At 38.1% G+C, this 26,661-nt stretch carries 26 protein-coding genes; all 26 read left to right on the plus strand.

The annotated features are described in order from the left end of the window. Window positions 1-7: 7 nt before the first annotated feature. The 26 genes from ybeY (at window position 8) to rpoD (ending at window position 26,645) form a co-directional block, all read left to right on the plus strand. Window positions 8-505 (plus strand): rRNA maturation RNase YbeY, encoded by a 498-nt coding sequence (gene ybeY, locus AB8E63_RS01990; protein WP_368909702.1) that lies wholly within the window; start codon window positions 8-10, stop codon window positions 503-505. Next, complete coding sequence (locus AB8E63_RS01995) at window positions 486-881, plus strand: diacylglycerol kinase family protein (protein ID WP_195184177.1); 396 nt, start codon at window positions 486-488, stop codon at window positions 879-881. The genes ybeY and AB8E63_RS01995 overlap by 20 nt, the downstream gene beginning before the upstream one ends. A gap of 17 nt (window positions 882-898) precedes the next feature. Then, a complete protein-coding gene (gene era / locus AB8E63_RS02000) occupies window positions 899-1,798 on the plus strand; it encodes a GTPase Era (RefSeq protein WP_368909703.1) in 900 nt (299 codons plus the stop codon). A gap of 48 nt (window positions 1,799-1,846) precedes the next feature. Beyond that, window positions 1,847-2,671, plus strand: a complete 825-nt coding sequence (gene mutM, locus AB8E63_RS02005) for a DNA-formamidopyrimidine glycosylase (RefSeq protein WP_368909704.1) — start codon at window positions 1,847-1,849, stop codon at window positions 2,669-2,671. Next, window positions 2,671-3,264, plus strand: coding sequence for a dephospho-CoA kinase (coaE, locus tag AB8E63_RS02010; RefSeq protein ID WP_368909705.1), 594 nt, complete (start codon window positions 2,671-2,673; stop codon window positions 3,262-3,264). The genes mutM and coaE overlap by 1 nt, the downstream gene beginning before the upstream one ends. Before the next feature lie 83 nt (window positions 3,265-3,347). Then, on the plus strand, window positions 3,348-3,497 hold the full coding sequence (gene rpmG / locus AB8E63_RS02015; RefSeq protein WP_007519517.1) for a 50S ribosomal protein L33: 150 nt from the start codon (window positions 3,348-3,350) through the stop codon (window positions 3,495-3,497). A gap of 39 nt (window positions 3,498-3,536) precedes the next feature. Next, on the plus strand, window positions 3,537-3,770 hold the full coding sequence (gene secG / locus AB8E63_RS02020) for a preprotein translocase subunit SecG (protein ID WP_000282517.1): 234 nt from the start codon (window positions 3,537-3,539) through the stop codon (window positions 3,768-3,770). Between the two features lie 99 nt (window positions 3,771-3,869). Beyond that, window positions 3,870-6,212: a ribonuclease R gene (gene rnr / locus AB8E63_RS02025; protein ID WP_368909707.1), complete on the plus strand. Its 2,343-nt coding sequence runs from the start codon at window positions 3,870-3,872 to the stop codon at window positions 6,210-6,212. After that, complete coding sequence (gene smpB, locus AB8E63_RS02030) at window positions 6,175-6,642, plus strand: SsrA-binding protein SmpB (protein WP_368909708.1); 468 nt, start codon at window positions 6,175-6,177, stop codon at window positions 6,640-6,642. The genes rnr and smpB overlap by 38 nt, the downstream gene beginning before the upstream one ends. A gap of 14 nt (window positions 6,643-6,656) precedes the next feature. Further along, window positions 6,657-7,517, plus strand: a complete 861-nt coding sequence (gene tehB, locus AB8E63_RS02035; protein ID WP_368909709.1) for an SAM-dependent methyltransferase TehB — start codon at window positions 6,657-6,659, stop codon at window positions 7,515-7,517. Window positions 7,518-7,706: 189 nt separating this feature from the next. Beyond that, window positions 7,707-8,855, plus strand: a complete 1,149-nt coding sequence (locus tag AB8E63_RS02040; protein ID WP_368909710.1) for a hypothetical protein — start codon at window positions 7,707-7,709, stop codon at window positions 8,853-8,855. 82 nt (window positions 8,856-8,937) lie between these two features. Continuing rightward, window positions 8,938-9,894: a competence protein CoiA gene (locus tag AB8E63_RS02045; protein ID WP_368909711.1), complete on the plus strand. Its 957-nt coding sequence runs from the start codon at window positions 8,938-8,940 to the stop codon at window positions 9,892-9,894. Between the two features lie 18 nt (window positions 9,895-9,912). Further along, window positions 9,913-11,715: an oligoendopeptidase F gene (gene pepF, locus AB8E63_RS02050; RefSeq protein WP_368909712.1), complete on the plus strand. Its 1,803-nt coding sequence runs from the start codon at window positions 9,913-9,915 to the stop codon at window positions 11,713-11,715. 1 nt (window position 11,716) lies between these two features. Beyond that, window positions 11,717-12,430 (plus strand): O-methyltransferase, encoded by a 714-nt coding sequence (locus AB8E63_RS02055; RefSeq protein ID WP_004252662.1) that lies wholly within the window; start codon window positions 11,717-11,719, stop codon window positions 12,428-12,430. 78 nt (window positions 12,431-12,508) lie between these two features. Beyond that, the gene (gene prsA, locus AB8E63_RS02060) at window positions 12,509-13,498 is read left to right on the plus strand and encodes a peptidylprolyl isomerase PrsA (RefSeq protein ID WP_368909713.1); all 990 of its coding nucleotides are present in this window, start codon (window positions 12,509-12,511) and stop codon (window positions 13,496-13,498) included. A gap of 212 nt (window positions 13,499-13,710) precedes the next feature. Beyond that, the gene (locus AB8E63_RS02065) at window positions 13,711-14,922 is read left to right on the plus strand and encodes an FtsW/RodA/SpoVE family cell cycle protein (RefSeq protein WP_016465935.1); all 1,212 of its coding nucleotides are present in this window, start codon (window positions 13,711-13,713) and stop codon (window positions 14,920-14,922) included. A 23-nt stretch (window positions 14,923-14,945) separates the two neighbouring features. Beyond that, window positions 14,946-17,771 (plus strand): phosphoenolpyruvate carboxylase, encoded by a 2,826-nt coding sequence (ppc, locus tag AB8E63_RS02070; protein WP_368909714.1) that lies wholly within the window; start codon window positions 14,946-14,948, stop codon window positions 17,769-17,771. Window positions 17,772-18,214: 443 nt separating this feature from the next. Further along, window positions 18,215-19,213: a tryptophan ABC transporter substrate-binding protein gene (gene trpX, locus AB8E63_RS02075; protein WP_368909715.1), complete on the plus strand. Its 999-nt coding sequence runs from the start codon at window positions 18,215-18,217 to the stop codon at window positions 19,211-19,213. A gap of 60 nt (window positions 19,214-19,273) precedes the next feature. After that, the gene (locus AB8E63_RS02080; RefSeq protein ID WP_036752806.1) at window positions 19,274-20,140 is read left to right on the plus strand and encodes an ABC transporter permease; all 867 of its coding nucleotides are present in this window, start codon (window positions 19,274-19,276) and stop codon (window positions 20,138-20,140) included. Further along, window positions 20,137-20,895: an ABC transporter ATP-binding protein gene (locus AB8E63_RS02085; RefSeq protein WP_368909716.1), complete on the plus strand. Its 759-nt coding sequence runs from the start codon at window positions 20,137-20,139 to the stop codon at window positions 20,893-20,895. Before AB8E63_RS02080 ends, AB8E63_RS02085 begins: the two co-directional genes overlap by 4 nt. A gap of 267 nt (window positions 20,896-21,162) precedes the next feature. Continuing rightward, on the plus strand, window positions 21,163-21,885 hold the full coding sequence (locus tag AB8E63_RS02090) for a TipC family immunity protein (protein WP_368909717.1): 723 nt from the start codon (window positions 21,163-21,165) through the stop codon (window positions 21,883-21,885). A gap of 86 nt (window positions 21,886-21,971) precedes the next feature. Beyond that, window positions 21,972-22,682, plus strand: coding sequence for a TipC family immunity protein (locus tag AB8E63_RS02095; protein ID WP_368909719.1), 711 nt, complete (start codon window positions 21,972-21,974; stop codon window positions 22,680-22,682). Between the two features lie 100 nt (window positions 22,683-22,782). Continuing rightward, window positions 22,783-23,040, plus strand: a complete 258-nt coding sequence (locus tag AB8E63_RS02100) for a hypothetical protein (protein WP_368909720.1) — start codon at window positions 22,783-22,785, stop codon at window positions 23,038-23,040. A 27-nt stretch (window positions 23,041-23,067) separates the two neighbouring features. After that, window positions 23,068-23,385: an Imm40 family immunity protein gene (gene imm40 / locus AB8E63_RS02105; protein ID WP_368909721.1), complete on the plus strand. Its 318-nt coding sequence runs from the start codon at window positions 23,068-23,070 to the stop codon at window positions 23,383-23,385. A 387-nt stretch (window positions 23,386-23,772) separates the two neighbouring features. After that, window positions 23,773-25,533 carry a DNA primase gene (dnaG, locus tag AB8E63_RS02110; RefSeq protein WP_368909722.1) on the plus strand — a complete coding sequence of 587 codons (1,761 nt, stop codon included), beginning with the start codon at window positions 23,773-23,775 and terminating at the stop codon, window positions 25,531-25,533. Between the two features lie 2 nt (window positions 25,534-25,535). After that, the gene (gene rpoD, locus AB8E63_RS02115; RefSeq protein WP_004252673.1) at window positions 25,536-26,645 is read left to right on the plus strand and encodes an RNA polymerase sigma factor RpoD; all 1,110 of its coding nucleotides are present in this window, start codon (window positions 25,536-25,538) and stop codon (window positions 26,643-26,645) included. The last annotated feature ends 16 nt before the right edge of the window (window positions 26,646-26,661 follow it).

Raw genomic sequence — 26,661 nt, forward strand, 5'->3', positions numbered from 1 at the left:
GAAACGCATGTATATTGAAATGGTAGATGAAACTGGTCAGGTTTCTAAAGAAATTTTAAAGCAAACTCAAGAAATTTTAGAATTTGCTGCTAAAAAGATTGGAAAAGAAGACAAGGAGATGGCAGTCACTTTTGTGACCAATGAACGCAGTCATGAACTCAATTTAGAGTATCGAGATACAGATCGTCCAACTGATGTCATCAGTCTTGAATACAAGCCCGAGTTAGAGATTACCTTTGACGAAGAGGATTTGGCAGAAGATCCTGACTTAGCAGAAATGATGTCAGAATTTGATTCTTATATCGGCGAGTTATTCATTTCAATTGATAAAGCGCATGAGCAAGCTGAAGAGTACGGTCATAGTTTCGAACGTGAAATGGGCTTTTTAGCTGTGCACGGTTTTTTACACATAAACGGTTATGATCACTACACTCCGGAAGAAGAAGCGGAGATGTTCGGTTTACAAGAAGAAATTTTAACAGCCTATGGACTCACAAGACAATAAACGAAAATGGAAGAATCGTGACTTGCTCTCAAGTTTAGATTTTGCCCTGACAGGTATTTTTACTGCCATAAAAGAAGAGCGTAATATGAGAAAGCATGCAGTGACTTCTGTCTTAGTTCTACTTGCAGGCATTGTTTTTCAAGTTTCTAGAATTGAATGGCTCTTTCTCCTATTAAGCATTTTTTTAGTAATTGCTTTTGAGATTTTGAATTCTGCTATTGAAAATGTAGTGGATTTGGCTAGCCATTATCACTTCGATATGCTTGCAAAGAAGGCTAAAGACATGGCTGCAGGTGCAGTTCTTGTAGTGTCTTTATTTGCTGCAGTGACTGGACTTATCATTTTCATCCCTAGGATTTGGGATTTGCTATTTTAAACATTATAGAGGTAACTATGACATTTAAATCAGGCTTTGTAGCCATTTTAGGACGTCCTAACGTCGGGAAGTCAACTTTTTTGAATCATGTCATGGGGCAAAAGATTGCCATCATGAGTGATAAGGCGCAGACGACGCGCAACAAGATTATGGGAATCTACACCACGGATAAGGAACAAATCGTCTTTATCGATACTCCAGGGATTCACAAACCAAAGACAGCCCTTGGAGACTTCATGGTGGAGTCAGCCTATAGCACCCTTCGAGAAGTCGATACAGTTCTCTTTATGGTGCCAGCAGATGAACCACGTGGGAAGGGTGACGATATGATCATCGAACGTCTTAAAGCGGCTAAGGTTCCTGTGATTCTAGTGGTCAACAAGATTGACAAGGTGCACCCAGACCAACTTTTGGCTCAAATCGATGATTTCCGTAATCAGATGGACTTTAAGGAAATTGTACCGATTTCAGCTCTACAAGGAAATAATGTTTCGCGTTTGATTGATATTTTGAACGAAAACTTAGAAGAAGGTTTCCAATATTTCCCGTCAGATCAAATCACCGATCACCCAGAACGTTTCCTAGTATCAGAGATGATTCGTGAAAAAGTGTTACACTTAACGCGTGAGGAAATTCCACACTCAGTTGCAGTAGTGGTTGATTCTATGAAACGAGACGAAGAGACTGACAAGGTTCATATCCGAGCAACCATTATGGTCGAGCGTGACAGCCAAAAAGGGATTATCATCGGTAAAGGCGGTGCCATGCTCAAGAAAATTGGTACCATGGCTCGCAAAGATATCGAACTCATGCTAGGAGACAAGGTCTTCCTAGAAACATGGGTCAAGGTCAAGAAAAATTGGCGCGATAAGAAATTAGATCTTGCCGATTTTGGTTACAACGAAAAAGAGTATTAAGAAGAGGTGGGCAGGAGCCTGCTTCTTGTTTTTAGAGAAGGAGGAGCTATGCCTGAATTACCAGAAGTTGAGACTGTCCGACGTGGTCTGGAAAAATTGATCCTAGGGAAAAAAATTTCAAACATTGACATTCGTTACCCCAAGATGATTAAAACTGATTTGCAGGAATTTCAGAAGGAAATGCCTGGTCAAGTCATTCAATCAATGGGACGTCGTGGCAAGTATCTACTTTTCTATTTATCTGATAAAGTCCTTATCTCACATTTGAGAATGGAAGGCAAGTATTTTTATTACCCAGACCAAGTTCCAGAACGTAAACACGCCCATGTTTTGATTCATTTTGAAGATGGTGGTACTTTGGTGTATGAGGATGTTCGTAAGTTTGGGACTATGGAGTTACTTGCTCCTGAGCTTTTAGAGGCTTACTTTGTATCTAAAAAACTTGGACCAGAACCTACTGAACAGGATTTTGATTTAGGAAGATTTAAACTAGCCTTGAAAAAGTCAAAAAAGCCAATTAAATCTCATTTGCTGGACCAGACTCTTGTTGCAGGATTAGGTAATATCTATGTGGACGAAGTACTTTGGAGGGCAAAAGTTCATCCAGCTAGGATTTCTCAAAGTTTAAGCTCCCAAGAGGCTAGAAAAGTCCATGATGAAACCATTAAGGTTCTAGGACAGGCCGTTGAAAAGGGCGGGTCCACTATCCGAACCTATACCAATGCTTTTGGAGAAGATGGTACCATGCAGGAATTTCATCAAGTCTATGACAAAACGGGGCAAGCTTGTTCGCGTTGCGGAGCTATCATCGAAAAGATTCAACTTGGTGGTCGTGGAACTCACTTTTGTCCTAAGTGTCAAAGGAGGAAGTAATGGCTAAAATCATTGGAATTACTGGAGGCATTGCATCTGGAAAGTCAACTGTTACAAATTTTCTTAGACACAAAGGGTTTGAAGTCGTTGACGCGGATGCCCTTGTGCATCAACTACAAAAACCAGGTGGACGACTCTATCAGGTTTTAGTGAAGCATTTTGGGGAGAAAATCCTTTTAGAAAATGGGGAGCTGAATCGTCACTTACTGGCTAGTCTTATTTTTTCAAATCCTGAAGAGCAGGAATGGTCTAAGAGGACCCAAGGAGAAATTATTCGTGAGGAGTTAGCTGCATTACGAAATCAGTTGACTCAGACAGAAGCTCTCTTTTTCATGGATATTCCACTGCTTTTTGAGCAGAACTATGCTTCATGGTTTGACGAAACTTGGCTAGTCTATGTAAATCGTGATTGTCAATTGGAGCGATTAATGAAACGGGACCAAATTTCAAAAGAAGCAGCTGAATCCCGTTTAAACTCTCAATGGCCTTTAGAAAGAAAAATTAGTCTGGCTAGCCACAGTCTAGATAATAATGGAAATCAAGAACAGTTGATAGCTCAAGTAGTTCATTTGCTTGAAGGAATGTGTCTATAAATTAACATTGTTAGGAAGGAGAATTTTGGTATTGTTTATCCAAATCATCTTAGATTGAAATAGTATCAAATACAAAAAATCTAGTGCGTGTAAAAATTAATCTAAAATGCTCCTCTTGTGGCAGCATGAATTATCTAACCAGTAAGAACTCCAAAACACATCCAGATAAGATTGAAGTCTTAAAGTATTGTCCCAAAGAAAGAAAAGTGACTCTACATCTTGAATCTAAGTAGAAATTATGGTAAAATAATAGGGATTTTAAGGAGTTTGATATGTATAACCTATTATTAACCATTTTATTAGTATTATCTGTTGTGATTGTGATTGCAATTTTTATGCAACCAACTAAAAATCAATCTAGCAATGTATTTGATGCCAGCTCAGGTGATTTGTTTGAACGTAGCAAAGCGCGTGGTTTTGAAGCCGTAATGCAACGTTTGACAGGAATCTTAGTCTTTTTCTGGCTAGCCATTGCCTTAGCATTGACGGTATTATCAAGTAGATAAGAAAATAATGGGCGAGACTAGGTCTTTGCCTATTTTTATTTTTGAAAGAAATAAGGTTTTACGCCAAAAAGAAAAATTTTAACAATCTAGAAAGAAAACATGAAAGATAGAATAAAAGAATATTTAAAAGAAAAGGGACGAGTCACTGTAAATGACTTGGCTCAAGCTCTTGGAAAGGATGGTTCCAAGGACTTTCGAGAGCTCATTAAAACCTTGTCCCTGATGGAAAGGAAGCACCAAATTCGCTTTGAAGAAGATGGTAGTCTCACCTTGGACCAAAAAAAGAAACACGAGATTACTCTTAAAGGAACTTTTCATGCCCACAAAAATGGCTTTGGTTTTGTAAGCCTAGAAGGGGAAGAAGATGATCTTTTTGTAGGAAAAAATGATGTTAACTATGCCATTGATGGCGATACTGTTGAAATTGTAATCAAGAAGGTTGCGGATCGTCAAAAAGGAACAGCAGCTGAAGCTAAGATAATTGATATTTTAGACCACAGTTTGACGACGGTTGTTGGTCAAATCATTCTTGATGAGGAAAAACCCAAGTACGCGGGCTACATTCGTTCAAAAAATCAAAAGATTAGTCAACCAATCTACGTTAAGAAGCCAGCTATTCAGTTAGACGGTACAGAAGTCCTTAAGGTCTTTATTGATAAGTATCCAAGTAAGAAACACGATTTCTTTGTCGCTAGTGTCTTAGATGTTGTCGGACATTCAACGGATGCAGGGATTGATGTCCTTGAAGTTCTTGAGTCTATGGATATTGTATCTGAGTTTCCAGAGGCTGTTCTCAAAGAAGCTGAGAGTGTTCCGGATGCTCCATCAGAGAAAGATATGGAAGGTCGCTTAGATCTGAGGGATGAAATTACATTTACTATAGATGGTGCGGATGCTAAGGACTTAGATGATGCTGTTCACATAAAGCCATTGAAGAATGGTAATTTTGAACTAGGAGTTCATATTGCGGATGTTTCTTACTATGTGATAGAGGGATCTGCTCTAGATAAGGAAGCCTTAAATCGTGCGACTTCTGTTTATGTGACAGACCGTGTAGTTCCAATGCTGCCAGAGCGTCTTTCAAACGGTATCTGTTCTCTTAACCCTCAAGTGGACCGTTTGACTCAATCTGCTATTATGGAGATTGATAAAAATGGTCGTGTTCGTAATTATACGATTACTCAGACTGTTATCAAGACAAGTTTCCGTATGACCTATAGTGATGTCAATGACATTCTAGCTGGTGACGAGGAGAAGAGACAAGACTATAAGAAAATTGTTCCTAGTATCGAACTTATGGCCAAGCTCCATGAGACTTTGGAAAGTATGCGAATCAAGCGTGGTGCTTTAAATTTTGATACCAATGAAGCTAAGATTTTGGTAGATAAAAAAGGGAAACCTGTCGATATCGTACTTCGTCATCGTGGTGTTGCTGAACGTATGATTGAGTCCTTTATGTTGATTGCCAACGAAACAGTTGCCGAGCACTTCAGCAAGCTGGAACTTCCTTTTATTTATCGAATACACGAGGAACCTAAAGCTGAGAAAGTTCAGAAATTTATTGATTACGCTTCAAGTTTTGGATTACGAATCTATGGGACTGCCAGTGAGATAAGTCAGGAAGCCCTCCAAGACATCATGAGTGCTGTTGAAGGAGAGCCATATGCGGATGTATTGTCCATGATGCTTCTGCGTTCGATGCAGCAGGCTCGTTATTCTGAGCATAATCACGGTCACTATGGTCTAGCCGCGGACTATTACACGCACTTTACCAGCCCAATTCGTCGTTATCCTGACCTTCTTGTTCACCGGATGATTCGTGACTATGGACGTTCTAAGGATGTAGCAGATCATTTTGAACAGGTCATTCCAGAGATTGCGACTCAATCTTCAAACCGTGAGCGCCGTGCTATCGAGGCAGAGCGTGAAGTTGAAGCTATGAAAAAAGCTGAGTACATGGAAGAATACGTTGGTGAAGAGTATGATGCAGTTGTTTCAAGTATTGTTAAATTTGGTCTTTTTGTTGAATTGCCAAATACAGTCGAAGGCTTGATTCACATTACCAATCTACCTGAATTTTACCACTTTAATGAACGCGATTTAACCCTCCGTGGGGAGAAATCAGGAATTACCTTCCGAGTGGGACAACAGATCCGTATTCGTGTCGAAAGAGCCGATAAGATGACTGGTGAGATCGATTTCTCCTTTATTCCAAGTGAATTTGATGTCATTGAAAAAGGTTTGAAAGGATCTGGTCGTAAGGATAGAGGGCGTCGTTCAGATAAGAAAGAAGACAAGAGAAAAGCTGGTCGCTTAGGTGATAAGCGCAAGCATTCTCCAAAAGACAAGAAGAAAAAGAGCAAGAAACCTTTTTACAAGGAAGTAGCAAAGAAAGGAGCCAAGCATGGCAAATGGCGAGGGAAAGGTCGTCGCGCAAAATAAAAAGGCGCACCACGACTATACAATCGTAGATACGCTAGAAGCAGGAATGGTCCTAACAGGAACTGAAATCAAGAGTGTTCGAGCAGCCCGCATCAATCTGAAAGATGGGTTTGCCCAAGTAAAAAATGGTGAAGTCTGGTTGAGCAATGTTCATATCGCTCCTTATGAAGAGGGCAACATCTGGAACCAGGAGCCAGAACGCCGTCGTAAACTTCTCCTTCATAAAAAACAAATCCAGAAATTGGAGCAAGAAACCAAAGGAACAGGTATGACCTTGGTTCCTCTTAAAGTTTATATCAAAGATGGCTATGCCAAGCTCCTTTTAGGACTTGCAAAAGGGAAACACGATTACGATAAACGTGAGTCTATCAAACGTCGTGAGCAAGATCGTGATATTGCGCGTGTTATGAAAGCTGTTAACCACCGATAGAAAGAGTGAAGAATATGGAAAAACTAGTTGCCTACAAACGCATGCCTGTCTGGAATAAAGACACCATGCCAGAGGCTGTTCAAAGAAAACACAATACTAAGGTCGGAACCTGGGGGAAGATTACCGTATTAAAAGGAGCTCTTAAGTTTATTGAATTGACTGAAGAGGGAGAAGTTATAGCTGAGCACCTCTTTGAAGCAGGTGCTGATAATCCTATGGCACAACCTCAAGCTTGGCACAGAGTGGAAGCTGCCACAGATGATGTGGAGTGGTACTTGGAATTTTATTGTAAACCAGAGGATTATTTCCCAAAGAAATACAATAGCAATCCAGTTCATTCGGAAGTCTTAGAAGCTATGCAGACGGTCAAACCATGTAAGGCACTTGATCTAGGATGTGGTCAGGGTAGAAATGCACTCTTTCTAGCTCAACATGGATTTGATGTTACAGCAGTTGACCAAAATGAGCTATCCCTTGAAATCTTGCAAAGTATCGTGGAGCAAGAAGATTTAGAGATGCTTGTCGGTCTCTACGACATCAATTCAACTAGCATAGGCCAAACTTACGATTTTATCGTATCAACGGTTGTGCTCATGTTTTTACAAGCAGAACGTATTCCGGCTATTATCCAAAACATGCAGGAACAAACCTCTATCGGTGGCTACAATCTTATCGTTTGTGCTATGGATACAGAGGATTATCCTTGCTCAGTCAACTTCCCATTCACTTTTAAAGAAGGGGAGTTGGCAAATTACTACAAGGACTGGGAATTAGTGAAGTACAATGAAAATCCTGGCCATCTCCACCGTCGTGATGAAAACGGAAATCGTATCCAACTACGCTTTGCAACAATGTTGGCTAAAAAAGTAAAATAAATGAATAAAAGGGATAGAGAGCAGTCGTTTTCTATTCCTTATTTGTTACCCTAATAAGAAAGGGAAATCTAAATTTATGCTATACTAGAAGTAGGAGAAGTCGATGAAATTAAACAGAATTATGATAGTTTTAAAACGATTCTGATCGACCACTATTCTTTCAGACTCTTTTGTCTAGGAGGTCTTAAGATGACTAGTCTTTTAATTGAACTGTACGACCGTCATACCATTGAAAAAAATGTCTACCAAGCTTTTGTCAGTGATTGTGATGAGATTTTATACCTTTCTACTAGAAAAATTGCTGAGGAAGATAAGCTATCCTTGAAGCATTTTCTAATGGAACAAGTTCCACACTTAAAACAAGTACATTTTCGACAATTTCACCTAGAAAAAATCTGCCAGGAATTAGACGTATTTATCAATGATTTTGAGACAGTGACCATCGATGTTTTTGGTGGAGATAATCTATTAGCAATAGTTCTATATCAGTATGGTTTGGAGAAAGGTATTCCCATTATTGCTATGGATGTTGAACAAGGAAAGCAGTATGCCTGGGAAAGGAATAAGATTTATGATAAACAGTTAGAGATTCCTAGTTTATCCATTGAACAATTGATAGCTTTACGTGGTGGCAAAGTCCTTAAATCAAGAAGACCTCAGCATTCTAATAAGCAAGTGCTAGCTATTAAAAAATTGGCCAAATATGCTATCGAAAATCCTGAAAAATGGTATCAGGTTACCCAATTCTTTGCACTGGCAAAAACAACTGATTTTCATGCTGAAACAGCAAAAATTTTGGAGAGTAATGGAAAAAATTATTCTTATCCCAGTAGCTTGATTCCTTTGTTCACAAAAGCTAATTTATTGAAAGTAGAAGAGGAAACAACAGATACTGTCACTTATACATTCCCAACACCAGAAGCACATCTGTTATGTCGAACAAAAGGGCATATTTTAGAATTGTATATCTATTTACTAGCCCTCGAGTCGGAGTATTTTGATGAATGTATGATTGGTACTGAAATTGACTGGAATGGGATTTTCCCTGAGGCTGACAATGTTCAAAATGAGATTGATGTCATTCTTCGTAAAGGTCACTCTGTAGTTTTCATTTCTTGTAAAATGACTGATTTATCAGTTGAAGCTATTAACGAACTTGAAGTTTATGCCAACCATTTTGCTGGTGAAAATTGTTTGAAGATGATAGTTTGCTCAGGCAAGATTAACCCCGTTTACAGCCATCGTTGTCAAGAATATGGTGTAATGGTGATAAAGCAGGATCAAATACAGAATCTCATTCCCATGTTACGGAAATATATTCGAAAACATATGAAATAGTTGAAAATTAAATGTGAAAAAGGTTGAGTTGGTCAGCCTTTTTCTTCTCTTTCTTTTCGAATGGATTAGAAAAGGAGAGTTTATGTTTTTAGCTAGAGATAAAAAAGGTCATTTAATCAACGCGTTAGAGAATGAAGTAAAGAAACAAGCTTATTATTGTCCAGCTTGCGGAACAAGTGTTCGCTTGAAAAAAGGGAAAAATGTAAGAACCCATTTTGCGCATGAAAGTTTAAAAAGTTGTGGTTTTTATCATGAGAATGAAGGGCCAGAACATTTGGAAAATAAGGTGGCACTTTTTAATTGGGTTAAGAAAGATGCTGAAGTAGAGATGGAATATCCCATACCTGAACTGAAGCAAATCGCAGATATCTTTATCAACAAGAAAATAGCTCTAGAAATTCAGTGTAGTCCCATTTCTTGCGAACTTTTAGGGGAGAGAAGCAATGGTTATAGAAGTTTGGGAATTCAAGTTCTTTGGCTACTAGGAGAAAAGCTCTGGCTAAAAGAGCGACTAACTCAACTTCAGAGAGATTTTCTTTACTTTAGTAATAATATGGGATTTTATCTTTGGGAGTTAGATCATAAAAAACAAGTTTTGAGGCTCAAGTACCTCCTTCACCAAGATTTGAAAGGGAAACTCCATTATCAGCTCAAGGAATTTTCTTATGGCAAAGGAAATCTCCTAGAAATTTTACGTAGTCCATATAAGCAACAAGCTCTTATTACTTTTTCAGTTGAACAGGACAAAAACATTTGTCGTTTCATTCAAAAACAACTCTACTATCAAAATCCCTATTGGATGAAACAACAAGCTCAAGCTTACTTGAGAGGAGAAAACCTATTAAATTTGAAGACTCAGGACTGGTATCCCCAAGTAAGGCCGATAGAACATGGTTATTTTTGTCAGATAAGTCAAAATCTATATGATTATTACAGCAACTTTCAGGCTTATTATGAACTGAATCCACAAAATCAGCAACAAAAGCTCTATCCACCTGCCTTTTATCAGCATTATTTCTCGAAAAATATGGTAAAATAGAAAGGATGGAGGAAATTTATGGTATTACAACGAAATGAAATCAATGAAAAAGATACATGGGATCTATCAACGATCTTTGAAACAGACCAAAAATGGGAAGAAGAATTAGCCCTATTAACCGAGGATACAAAAGAAACAGCTAGCCTTGAGGGACATCTTTTGGATAGCGCAGAAAGCCTTCTTAATATTACAGAGCGTTATCTGGATTTGAGTCGTCGTCTTGAAAAACTCTATGTCTATGCTCATATGAAAAACGACCAGGATACACGAGTTGCTAAATATCAAGAATACTATGCAAAAGCAATGACCCTTTATAGTCAACTCGACCAGGTATTCTCTTTCTATGAGCCAGAATTTATGGTTATAACAGAAGAGCAGTATCAAAACTTTTTAGCAGAAGAACCAAAACTCCAGCCTTATAAACACTTCTTTGATAAACTATTGCAAAATAAGGATCATGTCCTTTCACAACGTGAAGAAGAGTTGTTGGCGGGTGCTGGTGAAATCTTCGGTGCTGCTAGTGAAACCTTTGCTATTTTAGATAATGCAGATATCGTCTTTCCATTTGTTAAAGATGAAGATGGAAACGAGGTACAGTTGTCACACGGCGTTTATATGCGCTTGGTAGAATCTAAAAATCGTGAGGTTCGTCGTGGAGCTTATGAAGCCCTATACTCTACCTATGAGCAATACCAGCACACTTACGCTAAAACACTACAGACCAATGTCAAAGTGCAAAACTATCGCGCTAAGGTTCGTAACTATAAGAGTGCGCGTGAAGCAGCTCTTGCAGCCAATTTTGTACCTGAAAGTGTTTATGACAACTTAGTGTCTGCTGTTCGTAAGCATTTGCCGTTATTGCATCGTTATCTAAATCTACGTTCGAAGATTTTAGGTATTCCGGATCTTAAGATGTACGATGTTTATACTCCCTTATCTTCAGTAGAATACAGCTTTACTTATGAGGAAGCTTTGAAGAAAGCAGAAGAAGCTTTGGCAGTTTTAGGTGACGACTACTTGAGCCGTGTTAAACGTGCCTTCAGTGAGCGTTGGATTGATGTCTATGAAAACAAAGGCAAGCGTTCAGGTGCTTATTCAGGTGGATCATACGATACAAACGCCTTCATGCTTCTTAACTGGCAGGATAACCTCGATAATCTATTCACTCTTGTACATGAGACAGGTCACAGTATGCATTCTAGCTATACACGTGAAACTCAGCCTTATGTCTATGGAGATTACTCAATCTTCTTGGCCGAGATTGCTTCAACAACCAACGAAAACATTCTGACAGAAAAGTTATTGCAAGAAGTTCAAGATGATGCAACACGCTTTGCGATTCTCAACAACTTCTTGGATGGTTTCCGTGGAACAGTCTTCCGCCAAACTCAATTTGCTGAATTTGAACATGCGATTCACCAAGCTGATCAAAATGGTGAAGTCTTGACAAGTGAGTTCTTAAATAATCTCTATGCTGATTTAAACCAGGAATATTATGGCTTGAGTAAGGAAGACAATCCTCAAATTCAGTACGAGTGGGCTCGTATCCCTCATTTCTACTATAATTACTATGTATATCAATATTCAACAGGCTTTGCAGCAGCTTCGGCCTTGGCTGAAAAGATTGTTCACGGTAGTCAAGATGATCGTGACCGTTATATTGATTACCTCAAGGCTGGGAAGTCAGACTATCCTCTAAATATCATGCGAAAAGCTGGTGTTGATATGGAAAAAGAAGACTATCTTAATGATGCCTTCGCAGTCTTTGAACGCCGTTTGGATGAGTTCGAAGCCCTTGTTGAGAAATTAGGATTAGCATAAAATGGTTGAGTCATACAGTAAAAATGCTAACCATAACATGCGACGGCCTGTTGTTAAGGATGAGATTGTGGAATTTATGCGCCACAGACAAGAGCAGGTGACTGGTTCTTTAAAAGAACTAGAAAACTTTGCTCGCAAGGAGAATATTCCTATCATTCCTCATGAAACAGTCGCTTATTTCCGTTTCCTAATGGAAACAATTCAACCAAAAAATATTTTAGAAATTGGAACGGCAATTGGATTTTCAGCTCTTTTAATGGCAAATCATGCCCCAAACGCAAAAATAACAACCATTGATAGGAATCCTGAAATGATTGGTTTTGCCAAGGAAAATTTCGCCAAGTTTGATAATCGCCATCAAATCACTCTTTTGGAAGGCGATGCGGTAGACGTTTTGTCAACATTGACAGAGACCTATGATTTTGTTTTTATGGATTCTGCAAAATCCAAATACATCGTATTTTTGCCAGAAATCCTAAAACACCTTGAGGTTGGTGGCGTAGTTGTCTTGGATGATATCTTCCAAGGTGGAGACATTGCTAAGGATATTATGGAAGTCCGACGCGGGCAACGAACCATTTATCGTGGTTTGCAAAGACTATTTGACGCAACTCTAAACAATCCGGGATTAACAGCTAGTCTAGTTCCTCTTGGAGATGGAATCTTGATGCTAAGAAAGAATCAAGCAGAAATAGAACTGCCTGATGTTGATTAATTTCAGATATTTTTAAGACAATTTAGTAAAATAGATAAGGTAAGCATTTATCTAGTGTATAAATAAAAAGGAGTAAACATGAAGAAAAAATTATTGGCTGGTGCCATCACTTTGTTATCAGTAGCTACATTGGCTGCTTGTTCAAATAGCTCTCAAGGAGCTGACTTAATCAGTATGAAGGGTGATGTCATCACTGAGCACCAATTTTATGAAGAAGTTAAGAATAATCCAACTGCTCAACAAGTCTTACTTAACATGACTATTCAAAAAGTTTTTGAAAAACAATATGGTTCTGAAGTAAGTGATAAAGAAGTTGAAGAAGCTGTAGCAGAAGAACAGAAGAAATATGGTGATAGCTATCAAATCGTTCTTTCTCGTGCTGGTATGACAGCTGAAAGTCGTAAGGCTCAAATTCGTACAAGTAAATTGGTTGAGTATGCTGTTAAAAAAGCTGCAGAAGCTGAATTGACGGATGAGAACTACAAAAAAGCTTACGATGAGTACACACCAGAAGTAACTGCGCAAATTATTAAACTTGATAGTGAAGATAAGGCTAAAGAAGTTCTTGCTAAAGCTAAAGAATCTGGAGCTGACTTCGCACAATTGGCTAAGGATAATTCAACTGACGAAAAGACAAAAGCAAATGGTGGAGAAATCACCTTCGACTCTGCATCAACAGAATTGCCAGACGTTGTTAAAAAAGCAGCCTTTGCCCTTAATGTTGATGGAATCTCTGATGTGATCACAGCTCCAGGTACACAAGCTTATTCAAACAGTTTCTATATTGTGAAATTGACCAAGAAAACAGAAAAATCTTCTAACTGGGAAGATTATAAAGAAAAATTGAAGACAGTTATCTTGACTCAAAAACAAAATGATGCTACTTTTGTTCAAGGTGTAATTAGTAAAGAGTTGCAGGCGGCAAATATCAAGGTTAAAGATCAAGCCTTCCAAAATATCTTTACTCAGTACATTCAAAGTGATACAACAACTCAAACAACAACTACATCAGCAGCAACTGAAACGACAACAACTGCAGCTGAAACGACAACAACATCTTCAAACTAATGATGACAACTCTATCTTTCTACTCTTGAAAGGTAGAGTTTTTTTGAAGTTTTCTTAGCTAAAAGTTAAAAATATAAATAAATGTTTGTGAATTCTAAAAGCTTAAATTCTAGGCTTTAACGGATAAGAGTTTTTTTCTAGTCTAAAAAGTGGTATAATAGCATGTAAAACTAGAATTAATAGAAAATTAAAAATTTAGTAGATGGTGAAATATGAAAATTAGTAAAAGGCACCTGTTGAATTACTCTATTTTAGTGCCCTATATTCTCTTATCCGTTCTGGGATTGATAGTGGTATATTCGACAACAAGTGCATCCTTGATTCAGGAGGGTAAGAGCGCCTTTCAATTGGTTCGAAATCAGGGCTTATTTTGGATCGTTAGTTTGTTGCTTATTGCAGTAATCTATAAGCTGAAACTTGGTTTTCTTCGAAACGAACGTTTGTTATTTATCGTTATGTTTGCTGAGTTAGTGTTACTAGCTTTAGCACGTTTGATTGGGATTCCCATCAATGGTGCTTACGGTTGGATCAAAGTAGGACCTATTACTGTTCAGCCTGCGGAATACTTGAAAATTATCATCATTTGGTACTTGGCTCAACGCTTTTCAAAACAACAAGAAGAAATTGCCGTTTATGATTTCCAAGTATTAACTCAAAACCAATGGTTTCCTAGAGCGTTTAACGATTGGCGATTTGTCCTTCTAGTCATGATTGGTAGTTTGGCTATTTTCCCTGACCTTGGAAATGCTACAATTCTCTTTTTGGTAGCATTGTTGATGTACTCAATTAGTGGGATAGCTCACCGATGGTTTGCAACTATTCTTGGAGTATTGACCAGTTTATCCTTTGTTTCTCTAACAACCATTAAGCTTGTTGGGGTTGATAAGTTTTCTAAGATTCCAGTATTTGGATACGTAGCTAAACGATTCAGTGCTTTCTTTAATCCATTTGATGATGTCGCTGGTGCAGGACACCAGTTGGCAAATTCATACTATGCTATGGTAAATGGAGGATGGTTTGGGCTAGGATTAGGAAACTCTATCGAAAAACGAGGCTATCTACCTGAGGCACACACGGACTTTGTTTTCTCTATTGTGATTGAAGAGTTTGGATTTGTTGGTGCCAGTCTTATTTTAGCTCTATTATTTTTCCTAATTCTTCGTATTATTTTAGTGGGGGTACGAGCAAAAGATCCGTTCAACTCGATGGTAGCAATCGGTATTGGTGGAATGATTTTAATTCAGGTATTCGTTAATATCGGAGGGATTTCAGGATTGATTCCTTCAACCGGTGTAACCTTCCCATTTCTTTCACAAGGGGGGAATAGTCTCCTGGTTCTATCAGTAGCTATCGCCTTTGTGTTAAATATCGATGCTAGTGAAAAACGTGCAAAACTCTACAGCGAATATGAAGCACAACTCTAAGAGAATGTGACAAGGAGAAAAATATGTCTCTTCAAAAACTAGAAAATAACAGAAACAAAACTGTAGTCCAAGAAGAAGTTCAAATCTTGACAGATTTACTTGAAGATATCACGAAAAATATGCTTCCCGCTGAGACCTTTGACAAGATTATGCAGTTGAAGAAGCTATCATCAAATCTAGACTATCAAGGACTAGATAAGGTAGTGAGAAGCCTTTCAAATGATGAAATGGTCTACATCTCCAGATATTTCTCTATTTTACCACTTTTGATTAACATCTCCGAAGACGTAGACTTAGCTTATGAGATTAACCATCTAAACAATATTGATCAGGATTACCTTGGTAAATTGTCAACAACCATTGAAATGGTTGCTGAAAAAGAAAATGCGGCTGAAATTCTTGAACATCTGAACGTGGTGCCAGTATTAACAGCCCATCCAACTCAGGTTCAACGTAAGAGTATGTTGGACTTGACCAATCATATCCATACTCTCTTGCGTAAATACCGTGACGTGAGAATGGGACTTATTAACAAAGAAAAATGGCACAATGATCTTCGTCGCTACATTGAGATTATCATGCAAACGGATATGATTCGTGAGAAGAAACTAAAAGTAACGAATGAAATCACAAACGTGATGGAATATTACAATAGTTCTTTCCTACAAGCTGTACCAAATCTAATGTTAGAGTATAAGCGTCTTGCAAAAGAGCAGGGAATTGACCTAAAACAAGCAAAACCTATCACCATGGGAATGTGGATTGGTGGAGACCGTGATGGCAATCCATTTGTAACTGCTGAGACACTCATGCGTTCTGCTACCATTCAAAGTGAAGTGATCTTAAACTACTACATCAGTAAGATTTCTAGTCTCTACCGTACTTTCTCTCTTTCTACTAATTTATCTAAGACAAGTAAGGCTGTTGAAGAAATGGCAGCTCAATCTCAAGATACTTCTGTTTTCCGCGAGAAAGAACCTTATCGTCGAGCTTTTCACTTTATTCAATCAAAATTAATTCAAACTCTTTTAAATTTGAAAGAGTGGGCTCTTGTCGGCTCATCAGCAGATGAACGCCATCACATTGAACGACTCTTTGGAACTCAAGGACATCAACAAGGAGTGGTTACTGACTATATTAGAAATCGTCTTTCAGGAGCAATTCAAGAATTGGCTGAAGATCGTCCTCCATACTACGAAACAATTGAAGAATTTAAACAAGACTTAGCTATCATTAAAGATTCATTGCTTGAAAATAAGGCAGAGGCCTTGCTTACTGGTGAGTTCGCTGAGCTTTTAGAAGCTGTAGAAGTCTTTGGTTTCTTCTTGGCATCTATCGATATGCGCCAAGACTCAAGTGTTCATGAAGCATGTGTTGCTGAATTGTTAGCATCTGCTGGAATTAATGACCATTATAGCGATCTTTCAGAAGATGAGAAGTGCGAGTTGCTTTTACATGAACTATTAGAAGACCCTCGAATCTTGTCAGCTACTCATGCTGAAAAGTCTGAACTTCTTGAAAAAGAATTAGCCATTTTCCAAACTGCACGTGAATTAAAAGATCGTTTGGGAGAAGACGTCATTCGTCAAACGATTATTTCTCATGCAACCAGCGTGTCTGATATGTTAGAATTGGCGATTATGCTGAAAGAAGTCGGTCTTGTAGATGCTGAAAAAGCACGTGTTCAAATCGTGCCTCTCTTTGAAACAATTGAGGATTTGGATCATTCCGAAGAGACTATGAGAAAGTATTTCTCTTTACCGCTTGCTAAGAAGTGGATTGCTTCAAAAGATAATTATCAAGAAATCATGCTAGGGTACTCTGATAGTAATAAGGATGGTGGTTATCTATCATCTTGTTGGACATTATACAAAGCTCAACAACAATTAACCGCTATCGGTGATGAATTTGGAGTCAAAGTAACCTTCTTCCACGGTCGTGGTGGTACTGTTGGTCGTGGTGGTGGCCCTACTTATGACGCCATTGCTTCTCAACCACTCAAATCAATCAAGGACCGTATTCGATTAACTGAACAAGGAGAAGTTATCGGAAATAAATACGGAAACAAGGATGCAGCTTACTATAACTTGGAAATGTTGGTATCAGCGGCTATCAACCGTATGATTACACAGAAGAAGAGTGATACTAATACGTCAAATCGCTATGAGGCAATCATGGACCAAGTAGTCAGTCGTAGCTATGATATCTACCGTGAACTAGTATTTGGAAATGATCATTTCTACGATTATTTCTTTGAATCTAGTCCAATCAAGAATATCTCAAGCTTTAATATTGGTTCTCGTCCAGCAGCACGTAAAACAATCACTGAAATTGGTGGTCTACGTGCCATTCCTTGGGTATTCTCATGGTCACAAAGTCGTGTCATGTTCCCAGGTTGGTATGGTGTTGGTTCAAGCTTCAAGGAATTTATTGATCAAGATCCAAAAAATATTGAATACCTTCGTGACATGTATCAAAATTGGCCATTCTTCCAGTCACTCCTATCAAACGTTGACATGGTTTTATCAAAATCAAATATGAATATTGCTTTTGAATATGCTAAACTTTGTGAAAGCGAAGAAGTACAAGCAATCTACTATACTATTTTGGATGAATGGCAATTGACCAAGAACATTATATTAGCTATCGAAGGCTATGATGAACTTTTGGCAGAAAATACATACTTGAAAGACAGTTTGAACTACCGCATGCCTTATTTCAATGTTCTTAACTATATTCAGTTGGAATTGATTAAGCGTCAACGTCGTGGCGAGCTTTCTTCAGATGAAGAAAGATTGATTCATACAACTATTAACGGAATTGCTACAGGATTACGTAATTCAGGTTAATACTAGAAATATTTTCCAAAAACCGTAGGAATTTTCATAATTTTTTAAAATAATTCATGAAAATCCTTGACAAGTTTTAGTAAAATGATATAATTTAAGCATTCAGAAAGTAATCATTGAATTTTTTTAGCGAGTCTGTGGTTGGTGGAAACAGATAGATGAAGATGAAGAAATTGGGCTGGATGTTATTAAGAATTTGAAATCATAAGAATTCGGTGAGCACACCTTATAGTGCAACTCGTGAAGCGAGTAAGAGCGATAGGAATAATTCCTATAATTGAGGTGGCACCGCGCATCGACGTCCTCACACAAGTTTTTTGTGTGAGGACTTTTTCTATGGGGAGGAAAAAATGATGGAAATCAAACGATGGCGACGCTTGGTAAAGTTATATTGAAAGTGACATGAACATTACTAAGTTTAAGTGAAATAAGGAGAAATAGATATGAATAAACGTTTAATTGGTATTATTGCAGTACTAGCACTTGTAGTTGGAGGAAGCTTGGTCTACTCTAACTTAATGAAACAAGATACTAAAACCGAGACAACTAACAAAACAGCTAAGGTTGGTGTTCTACAGTTCGTCAGTCACCCATCACTCGACTTGATTTACCAAGGTATCCAAGATGGACTTGCTGAAGAAGGCTATAAAGGCGACCAAGTTAAAATCGACTTTATGAATTCAGAAGGTGACCAAAGTAAGGTTGCCACAATGAGTAAACAATTGGTGTCAAATGGAAATGATGTTGTTGTCGGAATTGCGACACCTGCAGCTCAGGGTCTAGCAAGTGCAACAAAAGACCTTCCTGTTATCATGGCAGCTATTACAGACCCAGTTGGAGCTAACCTGGTACAAAACTTGGAAAAACCAGGTGGAAACATCACAGGGGTATCTGACCATAACCCTGCTGAACAACAGGTTGAATTGATTAAAACATTGACTCCTGATGTCAAGACAGTTGGAGCTCTTTACTCAAGTAGCGAAGATAACTCAAAATCACAAGTCGAAGAATTCAAAGCTTACGCTGAAAAAGCTGGTTTGAAAGTAGAGACTTTTGCAGTTCCTTCAACTAACGAAATTGCTTCTACAGTAAACGTTATGACTGGTAAAGTAGATGCAATCTGGGTTCCAATTGACAACACAATCGCATCTGCGTTCTCAACTGTAGTATCAAGCAACCAAACAGCTAAAAAACCAATCTACCCAAGTGCGACTGCCATGGTAGAAGCAGGTGGTTTGGCATCAGTCGTTGTGGACCAACACGATCTTGGTGTTGCTACCGGTAAGATGATTGCCAAAGTCTTGAAGGGTGAAAAACCAGCTGATACTCCAGTTAATGTCTTCTCAACTGGTAAATCAGTTATCAATAAAAAAGTGGCTCAAGAATTTGGAATCACTATACCTGAATCAGTTCTTAAAGAAGCTGGTCAAGTAATCGAATAAGAATGAAGGAGGAGTTGGAGACATCTCCTCCAATTTTTAAAAGAAGGAAATGAATGTAACATGATAGTATCGATTATTTCACAAGGATTTGTCTGGGCTATTCTAGGTTTGGGAATCTTTATGACCTTTCGAATCCTCAACTTTCCAGATATGACAACCGAGGGTTCCTTCCCGCTTGGAGGAGCGGTAGCAGTAACTCTAATTACACAAGGTGTCAATCCTTTTCTTGCTACCTTAGTAGCTGTTGGAGCAGGCTGTCTTGCAGGTTTAGCGACTGGTCTTCTTTACACGAAAGGTAAGATTCCAACACTCTTGTCTGGTATTTTAGTGATGACTTCTTGCCATTCTATCATGCTCATGATTATGGGACGGGCAAACCTTGGGCTCTTAGGAACCAAACAAATCCAGGACGTTCTTCCTTTCTCATCTGAGGTTAATCAATTATTTACAGGTTTGATTTTTGTGACTTTGGTTATCCTTCTTATGCTTTTCTTCCTAGATACTAAATTGGGACAAGCTTATATCGCAACAGGAGATAATCCAGATATGGCTCGTAGTTTTGGTATCAATACTGGACGTATGGAGTTGATGGGCTTGGTCTTGTCAAATGGTGTGATCGCACTTGCTGGTGCTCTTATCGCTCAACAAGAAGGATATGCAGATGTTTCTCGTGGTATCGGGGTTATCGTAGTTGGTCTTGCAAGCTTAATTATCGGAGAAGTACTCTTTAAGAGTCTTACATTAGCAGAACGTCTGGTTACTATTGTTGTTGGTTCTATTAGCTACCAATTCTTGGTATGGGGAGTCATTGCTCTTGGCTTTAATACTAGCTACCTCCGACTATACAGTGCTCTTATCCTAGCAACTTGTCTAGTCATTCCAACCCTTAAGGATAAATATTTGAAAGGAGTCAAGTTAAGCAAATGACAGCGATTGTAGAATTAAAAAATGCCACAAAAATTGTGAAAAATGGATTTGACGAGGAAAAAATTATCCTAAACGATGTTTCTATTGATATTTATGAACACGACTTCATCACAATCTTAGGTGGAAATGGAGCAGGAAAGTCGACTCTCTTTAATAGTATAGCTGGAACGCTACCATTGACTAGTGGTAGTATCCGCATCATGGGTGAGGATGTGACTCATTTTAGCCCTGAAAAACGTGCCAAGTACCTTTCTCGTGTCTTTCAGGATCCTAAGATGGGAACTGCCCCTCGTATGACGGTTGCAGAAAATCTCTTGATTGCTAAGTTTCGTGGAGAAAAACGTGGTCTATTTCCAAGAAGACTATCAGCTTATAAGGAAGAATTTCAAGGAACCATTGAGAAAGTCGGAAATGGACTAGAGAAACACTTGGACACCCCGATTGAATTCTTATCAGGTGGACAAAGGCAAGCCTTGAGCCTCTTGATGGCAACCTTGAAGCGTCCAGAACTCCTTTTGTTGGATGAACATACAGCTGCTCTTGACCCTAAAACAAGTGTGGCCTTGATGGAATTGACAGATGACTTTGTCAGTAAGGACCATCTTACTGCTCTGATGATTACCCACCATATGGAAGATGCTCTCAAGTACGGAAATCGTTTGATTGTTATGAAAGAAGGCCGAATCATCCAAGATTTGAATAAGGATGAAAAAGCCAAGATGAAGATTTCAGATTACTATCAGTTATTTGAATAGATAATTTTTAAAACATATATCATTAAAAACTTAGAAGTAGGATTTCTACTTCTAGTTTTTTTGTGTTAAAGGGAGTTTGTCAAAAACTAGTCTTATTGTCACCATCTAACATTTTATAGTATAATGATTCTAAGGAAATGGTACCTAGAGAAATAAAATTTCTAAAAAGATTGTATCGTCTGAATGTTATCTCGTCTTTAAAATAAGACGTTAAAAATATATTTTGACAGCAAAGAGCATATAAGTTCTAGGTAAGGAAAAATGTCAATGAAAAAAATTTTAAAAATTCTAGTCATAACTGTATTAGTTTTTCTAACTTTGTTCGGTCTGTATCGTGCCTATCAAAAGAATTATTATAAGGGAGTATATGAGTCTTTAAGCAATGTCTTTTTAGAAATGAATTATGCAGAAACCCATAGTGGTGTTTTACCTGGACTTGCTGATTTTAGTAAAGCCGTTGACGGAGGCCAATCATATCGCGATAAGGATATTACAGTTGGTATGAGGCTTGAATCAGGCTTATCTGAAAGTGAAATTATATTAGTGTATGTAGGTATTGAAGAAACATTTCTAATTGAGTATAGGCGGACGTTACCTGACGGTAGATATCTTTTTATTGACTATGATTATAGCGATAAAATACTCAAACAAACTATTGAGGTTTCAGAATCTGATCAATCATTAGCTTACGGGTTAATTGGTTATAATATAGAAGTGAAGAGTGGAAAAGAATCTGATTTAGAGCTACATTTAAAAAGTTCCTATAGTTTTAGTTCGACTAAAGGCTTACCAAATTTTCAGATAACAAATCCAAACGAAGTACTAGAGTATTTAAAGCCTTATGGGATTGATGAAGCTTGGATTAAAGAAAAATCCCACTTCATGCTTTATGATGTCGTTCTAGAACGCTGGTTTAAAAATGGTAGTCAACGTTACTCAGTTGACAATCTTGGGGATGTAGAGATTGTGACACTAAGTTTTTCTGAATAGGATGATGCCCAAGCAATGGAGCTGTTAAAAGAGAAGAACAATGTTGCTTATCAGTTTATCCAAGATTTAAGTAAGGAAAAATGTCAATGAAAAAAATTTTAAAAATTCTAGTCATAACGATATTAGTTTTTCTAACTTTGTTCGGTCTGTATCGTGCCTATCAAAAGAATTATTATAAGGGAGTATATGAGTCTTTAAGCAATGTCTTTTTAGAAATGAACTATGCAGAAACCCATAGTGGTATTTTGCCTTGTCTCGCTGATTTTAGCAAAGCCGTTGATGGAAGTCAGTCGTTTAGAGATCCAGACTGGATAATTCCCATAGGACTTGATGCAGGCTTGTCTGAAAATGAAAGGTTAGAAGTGATTGTAGGTTTTGAAGAAACTTTTATTATTGAATACCAGCAACTATTATCTGATGGGAGATATCTATTTATTAGATACAATTATAAGAATAAAAATCTTAATCAAACTATCGAAATTTCAGATTCTAAAAGTTCACTGGCATACTACTTAGCTGGGTATAATATAAGAAATAAGGATAGCGGAGAGATAAATTTGGAGTCGTATTTTAAGAGAGCGGGCACTGTGGAAAAACCAAATTTTTACTTAACTAATCCAAACGAAGTACTAGAGTATTTAAAACCTCATGGGATTGATGAAGCTTGGATTAAAGAAAAATCCCACTTCATGCTCTATGATGTCGTTCTAGAACGCTGGTTTAAAAATGGTAGTCAACGTTACTCAGTTGACAATCTTGGGGATGTAGAGATTGTGCCACTAAGTTTTTCTAAATAGACTAATCAAATTTTAGGCTTTTAGGATTTAGTTGCTCTATATTGAACAGCTATCTTCTGTTGTGATAGAAACATGCAAAAACTCTTTAGGAAGGATTTCTTTGAGAGTTTTATGTCACACCTATGACCTAAAGGAACAGTTGCTTACAGCGACACAAGGAAGTGGAGAGAAGGCTTCCACCTCTAGCTATACCTACGACAGTGTGGGCAATGTCACTTTGGTCACGAATGTAAATGGCAAGGTCACAAGCTATAGCTATGACCAGCTTTTCAATCTAATGGAGCGCATGACCAGTCTCGGAGATAAGGAGATCTATACCTATAATGTCAATAACCAGCTCGAAAAACTAACGTATTAAAAACGAAAAAAGTAGGAGTCCAATCATATGAAACTAGGTAAATTTAATTTCGAAAATAAAGGTAACTCTTTAGCAGAATTGGGTGTCGCAAGTTATGCATATACATATCAAGATATGTTGGCATATATAGACTGGATAAAATCAAAAAAGTTTGTTATTCTTGGTGGAGATGTGTATTCAAGACAAGGCGATATGTTTGATATAACTTATGATAGCTGGTACTATACTCCTAAAAATAAAGATAATGATTCACAGGAGTCGATTTCTGTGGCCAAAAATTATATCAAACAGTATACAAATAGTAATGGAGAAAATTTTTATTTTGCAATAGTCGTTTCAGAATAATAAGGTAGTAACCAATGTGTTACCTTTACAAAAATTTGGGCTTTCCGTTCAGTCTACGAAAGTTTAGAATTAAAAGATAGTTACTGGGAGCAAGGATTAGAAAAGAACAGACCACTTTATCTGACCAACTATATCTATGAAGTCGAGAATGCAGAATTTGGGGACTTGGTCGCTTCTGCAAATATAGTTAATAAAAACTCCATCACTACAAATTAATGTCAACGCATTTTTTAGTGGACCTTGTATCCGAAAACGATGTAAAAGTTGAGAAAGTCACTAGCTAGTTTTATGAAATAGAAGCATGTAAAAGGTATGAAATGGTTTACTTTTTTTCAGAAATAAGCTATACTAGTTAGAGTAAACTGTGATAAAATGGAGGTATTGTCTATGGTTGACAAGAGAGTCATCGAAGAAATCAAAAACAATACCAATATTGTCGAAATCATAGGAGAAGTGATTTCTTTACAAAAATCTGGACGGAACTTTTTGGGGCTCTGTCCTTTTCATGGTGAAAAGACCCCTTCCTTTAACGTGGTCGAAGATAAGCAATTTTACCACTGTTTTGGTTGTGGTCGTTCTGGAGACGTCTTTAAGTTTATAGAGGAGTATCAACAAGTAACCTTTGTGGATGCAGTAAGGATGTTGGGCGAACGTCTCGGAATGCACCTTGAAGCTCCTGCACATAACCCTGTCCCACACACGTCACCCCATCAAAATCTCTACGATATGCATGACAAGGCTGCACGCTTTTATCATGCTATCCTCATGACGACTAAAATGGGTGAGGAGGCGAGAAACTATCTCTATAAACGTGGCTTGACTGATGATGTCATTAAACACTTTATGATTGGTCTAGCTCCAGCAGAACGCTCTTATCTTTATCAGCGTTTAGCAGACGATTATAGTGAGAAGGACTTGCTGGATTCAGGTCTATTTTATCTATCTGAAAGTAACCAATTTTTTGATACTTTTCATAACCGGATTATATTTCCACTCTCAAACGACCAAGGAAAGGTAATTGCTTTCTCTGGACGGATTTGGCAAGAGACGGATTCTCAAACTGCCAAGTATAAAAATAGTCGAGCGACGGCGATTTTTAACAAGAGTTACGAATTATATCATTTGGATAGGGTAAAAAAAGGGTCTGGTAAGGCTCCTGAAATGTATCTGATGGAAGGCTTTATGGATGTTATTGCAGCCTACCGTGCTGGTATTGAAAATGCAGTAGCTTCAATGGGAACGGCCTTGACTGCTGAACATGTCGAACATCTCAAACGCTTTACAAAAAAAGTGATTATCACTTATGACGGTGATAAGGCAGGAAAAGCTGCAACTGCTAAAGCTTTGGACGAGCTTAAAGATCTACCTGTACAAGTAGTCCAGATTCCTGATGCAATGGATCCTGATGAGTATTTACAAAAGAATTCTCCAGAGGATTTGGCTTATCTTTTATCCAATACTCGAATCAGTCCAATTGAGTTTTATATCCATCATTACAAACCTAGTAATAGTGAAAATCTCCAAGCACAGATTGAGTTCATTGAGAAAATTGCACCTCTTATCGTCAAAGAACCTTCTATCACAGCCCAGAACACCTATATTCATTTGTTGACGGATCATTTACCATCTTTTGATTATCAACAAGTTGAGCACATCATCAACGAAAGTCGTGTCAGACAAAGACAAGAAAAAGTGAAGCAGGTTGTTAATCCGACACCAATTACTATGTCGGTTACTAAACAATTGACGGCAGTCATGAGAGCTGAAGCACATATTCTTTATCGTATGATGGAGCACCCCCTTGTGTTGAATGATTATCGTTTGAGAGATGATTTTGTATTTGAAACTCCAGAGTTTCAGACCTTGTATGGACTCTTGATTGATAATGGTTCGATTTCTTCTGAAGACTTGGCAAATCAGACTAGAGAGGTGGAAAATGCTTGGTACCAAGTGTTAGCCTTGGATCTACCTTCTGAAATGTCTCCAGAAGAACTAAAGGAAGTGGAAGAGTCTCGTAATCGTGCTCTTTTGAATCAACAAAACTTGCAAATTAAAAAGAAAGTTCAGGAAGCTAGTCATGTAGGCGACACAGATGCTGCTTTAGAAGAGCTTGAACGCTTAATTGCCCAAAAAAGAAGAATGGAGTAAGAATGGCAAAAAAACAAAAAGAAGTAACAACTTTTGATGTCCAAGTCGCTGAGTTTATTCGTAACCATAAGAAAACTGGTACTGCGACAGATGACGAAATCAACAATGTCCTTGTAATTCCTTTTGCTCTTGATGTTGAAGGGATTGAAAATCTGTTGCAACGTATTCAAGATGCTGGGATTGCAATCACTGATAACGAAGGAAATCCAAGTGAGCGTGTTCTAAGTACAGAAGAAGAACCAGAACTTAGTGATGAGGATTTAATTGGTTCTACATCTGCAAAGGTTAACGATCCTGTTCGCATGTATTTGAAAGAAATTGGGGTTGTACCTCTTCTTACAAACGAAGAAGAAAAAGAGTTGGCCCTTGCTGTTGAGGCTGGCGATGTTGAAGCTAAGCAACGTCTAGCAGAAGCTAACCTTCGTTTGGTAGTGTCTATCGCGAAACGCTATGTTGGACGTGGAATGCAATTCCTTGACTTAATCCAAGAAGGTAACATGGGGCTTATGAAAGCCGTTGATAAATTTGACTACTCTAAAGGGTTCAAATTCTCAACTTATGCAACTTGGTGGATCCGTCAGGCTATTACCCGTGCCATTGCTGACCAAGCTCGTACCATCCGTATTCCAGTTCACATGGTGGAAACTATCAATAAGCTTGTTCGTGAACAACGTAATCTTCTTCAAGAGTTGGGACAAGATCCTACTCCTGAGCAAATCGCTGAACGTATGGATATGACACCTGATAAAGTTCGTGAAATCCTTAAGATTGCGCAAGAACCAGTTTCTCTAGAAACGCCTATTGGTGAAGAAGATGATAGCCACCTTGGAGACTTTATCGAAGATGAAGTGATTGAAAATCCAGTTGACTACACAACTCGCATCGTTTTGCGTGAGCAGTTGGATGAAGTTCTAGATACCTTGACTGATAGAGAAGAAAATGTTCTTCGTCTTCGTTTTGGACTCGATGATGGTAAAATGCGTACGTTAGAAGATGTGGGTAAAGTCTTTAACGTCACTCGTGAGCGTATCCGTCAGATTGAGGCAAAAGCGTTGAGAAAACTTCGCCAACCAAGTAGAAGCAAACCTCTTCGTGACTTTATCGAAGATTAGGTTATAGGAGACTGAA

The organism is Streptococcus sp. oral taxon 061 (assembly GCF_964211575.1).
Classification (GTDB): domain Bacteria; phylum Bacillota; class Bacilli; order Lactobacillales; family Streptococcaceae; genus Streptococcus.